Here is a 13,120-nt window from a genome sequence, read left to right on the forward strand (position 1 = left end):
TCCTGGGGCTCAGTCCGGTGTCGGACATGTCCTTCCTGTCGCTTGTGCGTCTGGAGGGATGGGTGGTTGTCACCGTGACTGCCGATACCGGGAGCCCACGAGCGGAATCCGACCTCCGGTCGGTAGAGAACATACGGAGCACCAATGGCAACTTCCGACTCGACGGCCCCAGGGCCGGGCGGCGCGATCGAGACCAGGGAGCGGCGGCGCGTCCTCGCCGGGACCATGGTCGGCACCACCATCGAGTGGTACGACTTCTTCATCTACGCGCAGGCCGCCGGCCTCGTGCTCGCGCCCCTGTTCCTGTCGCCGCTGACCGAGGACAGCCCGGGGCTGGCCCAGGTCCTGTCCTTCGCGACCATCGGCATCTCCTTCCTCTTCCGGCCGCTCGGCGCGATCGTCGCGGGCGCCCTCGGAGACAGGTTCGGCCGCAAGCGCGTGCTCGTGGCGACCCTGGTCATGATGGGGCTCGCCACCTGCCTGATCGGCCTGCTGCCCACCTACGCCCAGATCGGTGTGGCCGCGCCCGTCCTGCTGATCATCCTGCGCATCCTCCAGGGCTTCTCCGCGGGCGGCGAGTGGGGCGGCGCGGCACTGATGTCGGTGGAGCACGCGCCGGTCGACAAGCGCGGCTTCTTCGGCGCCTACCCGCAGATCGGAGTCCCCTGCGGCATGATCCTGGCGACCTTCGTCGTCTGGGTGATCACGGCGGCCATCGGCCCGGAGGCGTTCCTGGAGTGGGGCTGGCGCATCCCCTTCCTCCTGTCCTTCCTGCTGATCATCATCGGCCACCTCATCCGCAAGTCCGTGGAGGAGTCCCCGGTCTTCAAGCTCATGCAGGCGCGCAAGGCCGAGACCTCCGCCCCGCTGGGCCGCTTGTTCCGCGAGCACACCCGTGAGGTCGTCCTCTCCGCGCTGATCTTCATCGCCAACAACGCCGCCGGGTACCTCGTCATCGCTTACCTGGCGACCTACGCCTCCCGGCCGGTCGAGGAGTTCGGCCTCGGCATGGACCGCGGCCCCGTCCTCCTGGCGACCACCCTCGCCTCGTTCGGCTGGCTCATCTCCACGCTCTACGGGGGCATCCTGAGCGACAAGCTCGGCCGGGTGCGGACCTTCCAGCTCGGCTACGTGCTGCTGGCCGCCTGGTCCGTGCCCATGTGGTTCATGGTCGACACCGGCAACATCTACCTGTACTTCGCGGGCGTCTTCATCTTCACGCTCACCCTGGGCCTGAGCTACGGCCCCCAGTCGGCGCTGTACGCGGAGATGTTCCCGGCCGAGGTCCGCTACTCCGGCGTGTCCATCGGATACGCCCTCGGCGCGATCCTCGGCGGCGCCTTCGCGCCCACGATCGCCGAGCTGCTGCTCACCGAGACCGGCGCCTCGTGGTCGATCGGCGTCTACATCGTCGTGGCCTGCGCGGTCTCCTTCCTCGGGGTCACCCTGGTGAAGGAGCCCAAGGGCGTGGACCTGTACGCGGACGGCGCCAGGCCGAACACGGTCGGCGAGTAGGCGGAGTCGGGGCGGCGGACCGGTCCGCCGCCCCGACGCTTATCGCCTTGTCGCCGCGTCGCCTTGTCGCTCCGTCGCCTTGTCGACCCGCCGCGGTCGGGACGCGGTCACCGCCCCCGCGTCTCCGCGCGCTGGCGCGCCGGGCCCCGCCGCCCAGCAGGGCGGCGAAGCGGGCGCCGGAGTCGAACCCTGGCGGGCACAGCCGGTCCACGCTCCCGTCCCCGCCGACCAGCGCCGGCGTCCGCATGCCACCCAGAAGCGCGTAGTCCTCGATGGGCGGAGCCACGCCCTGTCCCCCTCCGTCCACGGCCGGATCGTGCGCCCCCTCCCCGCTACCGCGTCAGCGGCCTCCCCGCCCGTCTCCCGGCAGGAACTCCTGCGCCTTGGACACGACGCCCCGCTTGACCACGGACCACGCCTCGGGGTCGCCCTTAGCCAGGGCCTTGGCCACGCTCTCCATCTGGTCGAGCGTCGCGTGCGGCGGGATCGGCGGGACGGCGGGGTCGGTGACGAACTCGACCACGCAGGGCCGGTCCGCCGACAGCGCCCGCTGCCAGGCGTCGCGCACGTCGGAGGGGTCGTCCACCTTGATCCCCCTCAGGCCGATGCTCTCGGCGAACCCGGCGTAGGGGAAGTCGGGGATCCGCTGCGAGGGGAGGAACTGCGGCGCTCCGCCCATCGCGCGCAGCTCCCAGGTCACCTGGTTGAGGTCGCGGTTGTTGAGGACGGCGACGACCACCCGCGGGTCCTCCCACTCCCTCCAGTAGTGGCCGATGGTGATCAGCTCGTTGATGCCGCTCATCTGCATGGCGCCGTCCCCCACGAGCGCGACCACCGGCCTGTCGGGGTGGGCGAACTTCGCCCCCGTGGCGTAGGGGACGCCGGGGCACATCGTGGCCAGCGTGCCCGACAGCGTTCCGCGCATGCCCTCCCGGAACACCAGGTGGCGCGCGTACCAGTTGGCCGCCGAACCGGAGTCCGCGGTCACCATCACGTCGTCGGGCAGCAGCGGGGACAGCTCGTGGAAGACGCGCTCGGGGTTGACCGGGTCGGCGTCCACGTGGGCGCGCCGTTCGAGGACCCGCCTCCACCGCGCGACGTCGTCCTCGACCTTCTCCCTCCAGGAGCGGTCGGTCTTGCGCTCCACGAGCGACAGCAGCATCCGCAGCGTCTGCGCGGAGTCGCCGACCAGGTTGCACTCGAACGGGTAGCGCATGCCGACCATGGTCGGGTCGATGTCGATCTGGACGGCGCGCGCCTGGTCGAACTCGGGCAGGAACTGGCTGTACGGGAAGCTGGAGCCCACCACGAGCAGGGTGTCGCAGTCCCGCATCATCTCGTAGGAGGGCCGGGTGCCGAGCAGTCCGATCGACCCGGTCACGAAGGGCAGGTCGTCGGGGAGCACGTCCTTGCCCAGCAGCGCCTTGGCCACCCCGGCGCCGAGCCTGTCGGCCATCTCGACGACGGCGTCCGCCGCTCCCCTGGCCCCCTGACCGACCAGCATGGCGACGCGCTCACCGGAGTTGAGGATCTCGGCGGCCTCGGCGAGCCCCTCCGGGGACGGCGTGGACCGCGGGGAGGGGAGGCCGAGGCTGGAGGGCACCATCTTGAACTCGTGCTCGGGCGGTGAGTACTCCAGGTCCTGGACGTCGGCGGGGATGATGACCGCCGTGACCGTGCGCCTGCTCGCGGCGATCCGGATCGCCCGGTCCAGCACGTTGGGCAGCTGCTCGGGGACGGTCACCATCTGGAGGTAGTCGCTGGCCACGTCCTTGTACAGCGACATCAGGTCGACCTCCTGCTGGTAGGAGCCGCCCATCGCACTGCGCGCGGTCTGGCCGAGGATGGCCACCACCGGCACGTGGTCGAGCTTGGCGTCGTAGAGGCCGTTCAGCAGGTGGATGGCGCCGGGACCCGACGTGGCCGCGCACACCCCCACCCGGCCGGAGAACTTGGCGTACCCCGTGGCCTCGAAGGCCGCCAGCTCCTCGTGCCGTGACTGGATGAAGCGGGGCTGGTCGTCGGCCCGCTCCCAAGCGGCGAGCAGGCCGTTGATGCCGTCGCCCGCGTAGGAGAAGACGCGGTCGACCCCCCACTCGCGCAGACGCTTCAGTACGTGGTCGGACACCAGTTCCGCCATGACCGCTTCCCTCCCGGGTTCGACGCCGTCGGTCGGCACCGTTCCCGCGGCGCCGCGTCCGCCGCGGGCGGGGGCCTCGCCCCACCGGCTCGCGGCCCCGGTCCACCGCGGGAGTGCCTCGCTGGCGCGACTACCCCGACTCCCGCGTCCGCACTCACCGCGCGGGCGGCGTTCCCGCACGTCCCGCTCCCGCGCTCCGGCCACCGCTCCCCGCGTCGCGGGCCGGACGTTCGCGCCTGGGACCGGTCGGCGGTGTGCGGCGGCCGCGGTCGGCGGACGTCGCCGCCGTCAAGGTGAGTGACTTGGATCACATCGGGTAATGGTTCACCACCAGCCCCTTTCGTCACAGGGGCTTATGAAAACGGACGTGACCACGCGTGGAGGTAACCATGTCCAACAGGACATCGACCCAGGGCGTGACCAGGGTTCCCGGAAAGCCGATCCGCCTCGCCGCGCTCATCTACGGCATCGTCTTCCTGCTGGTGGGCGTGCTCGGCTTCATCCCCGGCGTGACCACCAACTACGACCAGATGCAGTTCGTCGGCCACCACTCCGAGGCCCTGCTGCTGGGGCTCTTCCAGGTGTCCGTCCTGCACAACCTGGTCCACCTGGCCTTCGGCGTGGCCGGGGTGGCGATGGCCCGCACCGCTAGGACGGCACGGTTCTTCCTCCTCGGCGGTGGCGTGATCTACCTGGTGCTGTGGCTCTACGGCCTGCTGGTCGGGTCCGACGACCCGGCGAACTTCGTGCCGCTCAACAGCGCCGACAACTGGCTGCACCTCTTCCTGGGGCTGAGCATGATCGCGCTCGGCATCATCCTGGCGTCCTCCCGGCGCGACCGGGACAGGCGCTGACGAGGTGACCGGAGGGGTCCGCCGGTCCGGCACCGCCCAGCGCGATCTCGTACCTGTAGCGAGTCTCGAACGTCCAACCTCGCCATAGGTACAAGATCATCACGGAGGAGACCTCCTGGTTCGCACCGGCAACGTTTCCGGCCAGACCATGGGTGCGCCCGAACGGATCGGTGCGCCAGAACGGACCCCGCGCCCGCACCGGGCACGTACGCGACCGGCCCCGGCCCCCGAACGGGGACCGGGGCCGGACGATCGCGGGTCAGCGCCGGTCGAGCCACTCGTAGGCGGCACCCGTGGCGCAGGCGTAGACCGTGTGGTGCAGCAGGTCCACCCCGACCTCCTCGGCGCCCCACTTCCAGGCCGGGGGAGCCGTGCCCGTGGCCGGGAGGGCGACCTGCTCACCGCCCCACACCAGCGCCAGGTGCGCGGCCGCCGCCGCGGTCCCGTGCAGCCCGGCGGCGCCCAGCAGTCCGCGGACCGCCCCCCACGAGGCCCCGTAGCCCCAGTGCACCGCGGTGCTGAACCGCTGCTCGCCGGAGGGGCCCTCCGGCCGCACCCCGAGCACCTTCCCGGCGGCGTCGGCGGGCGAGGTGCTGCCTCCCCTGCCGCGCAGCCTGGCCTCGACGGTGCTGGAGACCGTCATCGCCGCCGTGCCGACCACTCCCGCCAGCAGCCCCCTGCCGACGGCGGACGAGGTGTGCGCGAGAGCCCGTGCGAGCCGTTCCATCACGCCCGCCTCAGCGCTCCACCACGTGCCGCTGGTTGGGCACGCAGTGGGTCATCGTCAGCCCCGACACGTCCCGGGGGCCGTTCTTGCCCAGGTTGGCCATGCGCTGGCGCTCCCCCTCGTCCAGGGTCTGGCTCCGCAGCGGCTCCAGGTGCGCCACGTCGCCCGGACCGATGCCCAGCCCCTCGCCGACGCGCAGCCCCAGGTCGTCGTCGACCATGAGGAAGTGCCAGACCATCCTCTCCTGGATCGGCCGGTCGCACTGGGAGAGCTGCCCGACGAAGTTGCGCACCAGGTCGTCGCGCTCCCACTCCTCCATCAGCGTGTACCGCTGCCCCGCCTGCTGGTAGTCGTTGGTGCGGGAGATGCGCTTGCGCGTCATCCGACCCCGGATCTCCGGCCCCTGCTCGTCGTGCGTGGGGTACTGCCCCTCGCGCAGGCCGCCGTTGATGGACGGCTCGTAGTTGACGTGCGGGTTCTCGCCCCCGGAGTCCTGGTGGTAGGCCATCAGGCCGTCGCGCTGGTTGGTGCGCACGTCGGCGTTCTTGGCCTGGTTCACCGGCAGCTGGAGGTAGTTGGGCCCCACCCGGTAGCGCTGCGTGTCGCTGTAGGAGAAGGTGCGCCCGACGAGCATCTTGTCGTCGGAGAAGTCCAGGCCGTCCACGAGCACGCCGGTGCCGAAGGAGATCTGCTCGTTCTCCGCGAAGTTGTCCGACACGTTCCGGTCGAGCACGATCCGCCCCACCGCCTTGGGCGGGAAGTCCTGCTCCGGCCAGGTCTTGGTGTCGTCAAGCGGGTCGAAGTCGAGCTCGGGGTGCTCCTCGTCGCTCATCATCTGCACGAGCAGCTCCCACTCCGGGTAATCGCCGCGGTCGATGGCCTCGTGCAGGTCCTTGGTCGCGTGCCCGGTCTCGTCCGCCTGGAGGTTGGCGGCGTCGGCCTCGGTCATGCTGCGCACGCCCTGCTTGGGCATCCAGGTGTACTTGACCAGGACGGTCTCGCCCACGTCGTTGACCCACTTGTAGGTGTTGACGCCGAAGCCCTGCTGGTGCCGGTAGTCCGCCGGGATGCCGCGCGGGCTGAACAGGTTGACCAGCATGTGCATGCACTCGGGGGTCTGCGACATGAAGTCGAAGATGCGGTTGGGCTCCTGGCGGAAGGTCACCGGGTCCGGCTTGAGGGCGTGGATCACGTCGGGGAACTTGATGGCGTCGCGGATGAAGAACACCGCGAGGTTGTTGCCCACCAGGTCCCAGTTGCCGTCCTCGGTGTAGAACTTGATCGCGAACCCGCGCGGGTCGCGCGCGCACTCCGAGGAGTCCCTGCCGCCGATGACGGTCGAGAAGCGCAGCGCGATGTCGGTCCGCTTGCCCCTGCCCTGGAAGAGCTTGGCCCGCGTGTAGCGGCTGATCGGCTCGTCGCCCCACGCGCCGTAGGACTCGAAGTAGCCGAACGCGGTCACCCCGCGCGCGTGCACCACCCGCTCCGGGATGCGCTCCCGGTCGAAGTGGCTGATCTTCTCCAGGAACTGGTAGTTCTCCAGCGTCGCGGGCCCCCGCTCGCCGACCGTGCGCTGGTTCTGGTTGTCGTAGACCGGGTGCCCCTGCCGGTTCGTGAGCACCTCGCGGTCGTCTCCCGGCGCGGATCCCTGGCTGGATACGTCGGTCATGGAACTGGTCCCCCACCACGTCGTCATGATCCCTGTCCAGGTGCCCCCTGCCCATCGCCGCGGCTTCGGACGCACGGCGGAGGAAGTTCTTACCAACTGGAGGGAGTACCGCAACCCTCCTCCCGCCGGGGAAGTCCGGAAAGGGGGATTTTCGACCCTCTCCTCCCTCGGTGTTTCACGTGAAACCCCGTCCTCCGGACCGCGCCACAAAAGCCCCATGGAACCGCCACGGGCGGCGTGTCCCCGGCCGCCCGGAGCCGCGCCCGGCGCACGGTGGGAATCCGGACCCATGCTCCCCCTCGTCCGTGGGTAGCGGCAGACCTGGAGACCATCGACGGGCCCCGGGCCCGGGGCGGAGGCGAGCATGGGCGTACGCACGTGGATCGAGTCGTGGCCGGTGTACCGGCAGTTCACGGGGGACGACCCGACGGGGCGCGGGGCCGCCGCGAAATCCCGCCGGTCGGAGAACCTCAGGTCCCGCACCGAGGAGGCCGACCGGGTCGTGAAGTCGGTCTGCCCCTACTGCGCGGTGGGGTGCGGGCAGAACGTCTACGTCAAGGACGAGAAGGTCGTCCAGATCGAGGGTGACCCGGACTCGCCGATCAGCCGCGGGCGGCTGTGCCCCAAGGGGTCGGCCAGCCTCCAGCTCACCACCGGCTCCGCGCGCGAGGAGAGGGTCCTGTACCGGCGCCCGTACGGCACCGAATGGGAGGAACTCGACCTCGACACCGCCATGCGGATGGTCGCCCACCGCGTGGTCCGCACACGCGAGCAGACCTGGGAGCGGGAGCACAAGGGGCAACAGGTGAACCGCACGCTGGGGATCGCCAGCCTCGGCGGCGCCACGCTGGACAACGAGGAGAACTACCTCATCAAGAAGCTCCTGACCGCGCTCGGCGTCGTCCAGGTGGAGAACCAGGCCCGCGTGTGCCACAGCTCCACGGTCGCCGGGCTCGGGACGTCCTTCGGGCGCGGCGGGGCGACCATGTTCCTCCAGGACCTGCAGAACTCCGACTGCATCGTCATCGAGGGCTCCAACTTCGCCGAGGCCCACCCGGTCGGCTTCCAGTGGGTCATGGAGGCCAAGGCCCGCGGCGCGGTGGTCATCCACGTCGACCCCCGGTTCAGCCGCACCAGCGCGCTCGCCGACATGCACGTGCCCATCCGCGCCGGCACCGACATCGCCTTCCTCGGCGCGATCATCAACCACGTCCTCACCGAGGAGAAGTACTTCCTCGACTACGTGCGCGCCTTCACCAACGCCGCCACGATCGTCGGAGAGGACTTCCAGGACACCGAGGACCTGGACGGCCTGTTCTCCGGCTTCTCGGAGAAGGACAAGAGCTACGACGCCAGCACCTGGAGCTACGAGGGCGCCGAGGTCGCCGCCGCCTCCGGCAACCGCAACCAGCTGTTCAGGGAGCGGCTGGAGGAGAACCTCGGCACCGGCCGCTCCGGACGGCCCGAGCAGCAGGGGTCGGGAGGCGCGGTCATCCGGTGCAAGCCCAGGGAGGACCCGACGCTCACCGACCCGCGCTGCGTGTTCCAGGTCCTCAAACGCCACTACGCGCGCTACACGCCGGAGCTGGTCGAGGAGGTCTGCGGTATTCCGAAGGAGACCTTCCGGAGGGTGTGCGACCACCTCACCGAGAACTCCGGCCGGGACCGCACCAGCGCCTTCTGCTACGCCGTGGGCTGGACGCAGCACACGGTCGGCTCCCAGTACATCCGGGCCGCCTCCATCCTCCAGCTGCTGCTGGGCAACATCGGCCGCCCGGGGGGAGGCATCCAGGCGCTGCGCGGGCACGCCAGCATCCAGGGCTCCAGCGACGTGCCCACCCTGTTCGACCTGCTCCCGGGCTACCTGCCGATGCCCCACGCCCACGAGGAGCAGTCCCTGGAGACCTACATCATGGCCGCCGGCAACCCCAGGAAGGGGTTCTGGGACGGGATGGAGGCCTACACCGTCAGCCTGCTCAAGGCGTGGTGGGGCGAGCACGCGACGGCCGAGAACGACTACTGCTTCGACCACCTGCCCCGGCTCACCGGATCCCACAGCCACTACGACACCGTGATGGGGCAGATCGCCGGAAAGTGCAAGGGCTACTTCCTCATGGGCGAGAACCCCGCCGTGGGCTCGGCCAACAGCAGGGCCCAGCGCATGGGCATGGCCGAGCTGGACTGGCTGGTCGTGCGCGACTTCTCACTGATCGAGAGCGCCACCTGGTGGAAGGACGGGCCGGAGATCGAGTCCGGCGAGATGCGCACCGAGGACATCGGCACCGAGGTGTTCTTCTTCCCGGCCGCCGCGCACACCGAGAAGTCGGGCACCTTCACCAACACCAACCGGCTGCTCCAGTGGCACGACCGGGCCGTCAGCCCGAGCGGGGACCAGCGCAGCGACCTGTGGTTCATTTACCACCTGGGCCGCGAGATCCGCGGCATCCTCGCCGGCTCCGAGGACCCCAAGGACCGCCCCGTCCTCGACCTCACCTGGGACTACCCCCTGGAGGAGGACGGCGAGCCCGACGCCGCCGCGGTCCTGCGCGAGATCAACGGACACGACGCCGAGGGCCGTCCGCTCACCGTCTACACCGAGCTGCGCGACGACGGGTCGACCTCGTGCGGCTGCTGGATCTACTGCGGCGTCTTCAAGGACGGGGTCAACCAGGCGGCGCGCAGGAAGCCCCACACCGAACAGGACTGGATCGCCGGGGAGTGGGCCTGGGCGTGGCCGGACAACCGGCGCGTCCTGTACAACCGCGCCTCCGCCGACGAGAACGGGGAGCCCTGGAGCCCCCGCAAGAGCCTCGTGTGGTGGGACGCGGAGCAGGGGCGCTGGGTCGGGCACGACACCCCCGACTTCGAGAACCGCAAGGCGCCCGACTACGAGCCCGAGGAGGACGCCGAGGGCGTCGCGGCGCTGACCGGTCGGGACGCCTTCATCATGCAGGCCGACGGCAAGGGGTGGCTGTACGCGCCCGCGGGCCTCAACGACGGCCCGATGCCCACGCACTACGAGCCGCAGGACACCCCGTTCGAGAACCCGCTGTACGGGCACCAGCGCAACCCGACGCGCCTGCTGTACCCGCACGAGTACAACCGGTACCACCCCGCCCCCGGCACGCCCGGGTCCGACGTCTTCCCGTACGTGGTGACGACCTACCGGCTCACCGAGCACTTCACCGCGGGCGGGATGAGCAGGTGGACGCCCTACCTGGCCGAACTCCAGCCCGAGTTCTTCTGCGAGGTGGGGCCCGAGCTGGCCGAGGAGCGCGGCCTGGAGCACGGCGGCTGGGCCACCGTCGTCACGGCGCGCAACGCCATCGAGGCCCGGGTCATGGTCACCGACCGGATGGCGCCGCTGCGGGTGCAGGGACGGGTGGTCCACCAGATCGGGATGCCCTACCACTGGGGGCCCAACGGGTACTCGACCGGGGACGCGGTCAACGAGCTGATGCCCATCGCGCTCGACCCCAACGTGCACATCCAGGAGGTCAAGGCGATCACGGCCGACATCCGGCCGGGACGCAGGCCCCGGGGCGCCGAGCGCCTCGACCTGGTGCGCGAGTACCGGGAGCGGGCCGGAATCACGGAACAGACGGGACTGGAGGTGTGAGCGTGTCCGCGGAGAGCAACGGGGACGGCAGGCACGAGAGGGTCGGCTTCTTCACCGACACGAGTGTGTGCATCGGCTGCAAGGCCTGCGAGGTCGCCTGCAAGGAGTGGAACATGGTCCCCGAGGACGGCCTGGACTTCACGTCCATGTCGTTCGACAACAGCGGCGGACTGAGCGCGGACACGTGGCGGCACGTGGCCTTCGTCGAACAGCGCGAGCCGCTGGGCCACCAGGACCCGGGCGTGGGCCGCCCCGGGGCCGTGGACCTGGGCATGCCGTCCTTCGAGCTGCCCGGCGCCGCCACGGGGGCCGACGAGCGCGGCGAGTTCCGCTGGCTGATGTCCTCGGACGTGTGCAAGCACTGCACCAGCGCCGCCTGCCTGGACGTGTGCCCGACCGGCTCGCTGTTCCGCACCGAGTTCGGCACGGTGGTGGTGCAGGAGGACATCTGCAACGGCTGCGGGTACTGCGTTCCGGCCTGCCCCTACGGGGTCATCGACAAGCGCGAGGAGGACGGCCGGGTCTGGAAGTGCACCCTGTGCTACGACCGGATCGGCGACGGCCTGGAGCCCGCCTGCGCCAAGGCCTGCCCCACCGACTCGATCCAGTTCGGCAACCTCGACGAACTGCGTGCGCGCGCGGAGGCTCGGGTGGCCGACCTGCACGAGGCCGGGGTGTCCTCCGCCCGCCTGTACGGCGAGGACCCCGACAACGGGGTGGACGGCGCGGGCGCGTTCTTCCTGCTGCTGGACGAGCCCGAGGTCTACGGGCTGCCGCCGGACCCGGTGGTGACCACCCGGGACCTGCCGTCGATGTGGCGGCACGCCGGTGTCGCGGCGGCGGCGCTGGTGGTCGGAGCGGCCGCGACGTTCGTGGGGAGGCGCTGATGAGTTCGTCGGACGTGACCAAGGAGGGCGTGCGCGGGCAGCGCCCCGGACGGGAGGCCGTCACGGGGGCCGCCGACGTCGTCGGGGAGGAGCAGCGCCGCGAACACGGGGAGGGGCGGCGCAGGAGGAGGGGGCGCGGCGAGCCCACTCGGGTGCCCGACGCCGAGTTCCGCTCCTACTACGGCAGGCCGGTCCTCAACCAGATCGTGTGGAAGGCCTCCGACATCGGCGGCTACCTGTTCCTGGGCGGGCTCGCCGGGGCCTCGTCGGTGCTGGCCGCCGGCGCCGAGCTGACCGGCCGCCCGGAGCTGGCCCGCCCCCTCAAGTACACGGCCCTGGGCGCGATCTCCGGTTCGACGGCCGCGCTCATCCACGACCTGGGGCGCCCCGAGCGCTTCCTCAACATGCTGCGGGTGGTCAAGCCGACCTCGCCGATGAGCGTCGGGTCCTGGATCCTCATGACCTACGGCCCCCTCGCCGGGGTCGCGGCGGTGACCTCCGCCACCGGGTGGTTCCCGCGGATCGGTCTGGCGGCCACCCTGGGCGCCGGGGCGGTGGGGCCGCTGGTGGCCACCTACACGGCGCCGCTGGTGTGCGACACCGCGGTGCCGTCCTGGCACGACGGCTACCGGTACATGCCGTTCGTGTTCGCCTCCTCCGCGGCCGCGGCCGCGGGCGGGATGGGCCTGGTCACCGCGCCCCTGGCGCAGAGCGGTCCCGCGCGCCGCGCCGCCGTGGGCGGCGCCCTGGTGGAGACGGCGGTGTCCAGCGCCATGGAGCGCGGGATGGGGCTGTCCGGCGAGCCCTACCGGCAGGGCAGGGCGGGCGCCCTCATGCGTGCGGCCCGGACGCTCACCCTTGCCGGGGCGGCCGGCGCGGTGCTGGGCCGCCGCAGCCGGGTGGCCTCCGCGGTGAGCGGCGCCGCCCTGCTGGCCGGTTCCGCGTGCACACGGCTGGGCGTCTTCCAGGCGGGTAAGCAGTCCGTGGCCGACCCCAAGTACACGGTGGTGCCGCAGCGCCGCAGGCTGGCCGAGCGGGAGGCGGAGCGCAGGGGCGCCGACGCGGCCGCCGTCCCGCGGGCCCGGTCGGCCGGGGACTGAGGAGCGGCCGTCCTCCCCCCTCTCCGCGGCTCGGGCGAGGGGGGAGGACGGCCGTGCGGCGGTCGGGGCGGCCGGGTGCGGTCAGGCGTCGCGGACCTGGTCCGGGCGGCTGACCACCGGGGGTTCCACCGACCAGGGGAAGTTGATCCACCGGTCGGTGTGCCGCCACACGTACTCGCACTTGACCAGGGACCGCGGCTTCTCGTAGATGACCGCGCTGCGGACCTCGGCGACGTGCTCGGCGCAGAAGTCGTGGACGAGCCTGAGCGTTCTGCCGGTGTCCGCGACGTCGTCGGCGACCAGGACCCTCTTGCTGCTGAGGTCGACCGCGTTGGGCACCGGGGGGAGCATGACGGGCATGTCGAGGGTGGTGCCGACCCCGGTGTAGAACTCCACGTTCATCACGTGCAGGTTCTTCACGTCCAGCGCGTATCCCAGACCGCCGGCCACGAAGAGGCCGCCGCGCGCGATGGAGAGGATCATGTCGGGTTCGAACCCGTCGTCGGCGATCGCGTGGGCCAGGTCGCGGATCGCGGTGCCGAAGAGCCCGTAGTCCAGGTTCTCGCGCTCGTCGCTCACGAGGCCCCCTCTCTCCCGGTGGTGTGGTGT

The 13,120-nt window shown here is 71.1% G+C and carries 10 protein-coding genes; 5 read left to right on the forward strand and 5 right to left on the reverse strand.

The window, feature by feature from the left end:
• Nucleotides 1-144: 144 nt before the first annotated feature.
• On the forward strand, nucleotides 145-1,515 hold the full coding sequence (locus tag G011_RS0117070) for an MFS transporter (protein ID WP_026338387.1): 1,371 nt from the start codon (nucleotides 145-147) through the stop codon (nucleotides 1,513-1,515).
• On the opposite strand, the gene G011_RS33005 is transcribed toward G011_RS0117070, so the two are convergent.
• Complete coding sequence (locus G011_RS33005) at nucleotides 1,442-1,762, reverse strand: hypothetical protein (protein WP_369757375.1); 321 nt, start codon at nucleotides 1,760-1,762, stop codon at nucleotides 1,442-1,444. The genes G011_RS0117070 and G011_RS33005 overlap by 74 nt on opposite strands.
• A gap of 93 nt (nucleotides 1,763-1,855) precedes the next feature.
• A complete protein-coding gene (locus G011_RS0117075) occupies nucleotides 1,856-3,655 on the reverse strand; it encodes a thiamine pyrophosphate-requiring protein (RefSeq protein WP_019609546.1) in 1,800 nt (599 codons plus the stop codon).
• Between the two features lie 389 nt (nucleotides 3,656-4,044).
• Between G011_RS0117075 and G011_RS0117080 the strand changes: the two genes are divergently transcribed.
• Nucleotides 4,045-4,509 carry a DUF4383 domain-containing protein gene (locus tag G011_RS0117080; protein ID WP_026338388.1) on the forward strand — a complete coding sequence of 155 codons (465 nt, stop codon included), beginning with the start codon at nucleotides 4,045-4,047 and terminating at the stop codon, nucleotides 4,507-4,509.
• Between the two features lie 259 nt (nucleotides 4,510-4,768).
• Here the strand turns inward: G011_RS0117080 and G011_RS0117085 are convergent, their stop codons facing one another.
• The gene (locus G011_RS0117085; protein ID WP_013151078.1) at nucleotides 4,769-5,236 is read right to left on the reverse strand and encodes a hypothetical protein; all 468 of its coding nucleotides are present in this window, start codon (nucleotides 5,234-5,236) and stop codon (nucleotides 4,769-4,771) included.
• A gap of 10 nt (nucleotides 5,237-5,246) precedes the next feature.
• Nucleotides 5,247-6,905 carry a catalase gene (locus tag G011_RS0117090; protein WP_019609548.1) on the reverse strand — a complete coding sequence of 553 codons (1,659 nt, stop codon included), beginning with the start codon at nucleotides 6,903-6,905 and terminating at the stop codon, nucleotides 5,247-5,249.
• 364 nt (nucleotides 6,906-7,269) lie between these two features.
• On the opposite strand from G011_RS0117090, the gene fdh reads away from it, so the two are divergent.
• The 3 genes from fdh to nrfD are packed head-to-tail and all read left to right on the forward strand — an operon-like array spanning nucleotide 7,270 to nucleotide 12,511.
• On the forward strand, nucleotides 7,270-10,524 hold the full coding sequence (fdh, locus tag G011_RS0117095; protein ID WP_019609549.1) for a formate dehydrogenase: 3,255 nt from the start codon (nucleotides 7,270-7,272) through the stop codon (nucleotides 10,522-10,524).
• Nucleotides 10,521-11,411 carry a 4Fe-4S dicluster domain-containing protein gene (locus G011_RS0117100; protein WP_019609550.1) on the forward strand — a complete coding sequence of 297 codons (891 nt, stop codon included), beginning with the start codon at nucleotides 10,521-10,523 and terminating at the stop codon, nucleotides 11,409-11,411. The genes fdh and G011_RS0117100 overlap by 4 nt, the downstream gene beginning before the upstream one ends.
• Nucleotides 11,411-12,511 (forward strand): NrfD/PsrC family molybdoenzyme membrane anchor subunit, encoded by a 1,101-nt coding sequence (gene nrfD / locus G011_RS0117105; RefSeq protein ID WP_019609551.1) that lies wholly within the window; start codon nucleotides 11,411-11,413, stop codon nucleotides 12,509-12,511. The genes G011_RS0117100 and nrfD overlap by 1 nt, the downstream gene beginning before the upstream one ends.
• Before the next feature lie 81 nt (nucleotides 12,512-12,592).
• On the opposite strand, the gene G011_RS0117110 is transcribed toward nrfD, so the two are convergent.
• Entirely contained in the window at nucleotides 12,593-13,090 is a 498-nt protein-coding gene (locus G011_RS0117110) for a phosphoribosyltransferase (protein ID WP_013151083.1), read from the reverse strand.
• Between the last annotated feature and the right edge of the window lie 30 nt (nucleotides 13,091-13,120).

Source organism: Nocardiopsis sp. CNS-639, assembly GCF_000381685.1.
Taxonomy (GTDB): Bacteria; Actinomycetota; Actinomycetes; order Streptosporangiales; family Streptosporangiaceae; genus Nocardiopsis; species Nocardiopsis dassonvillei.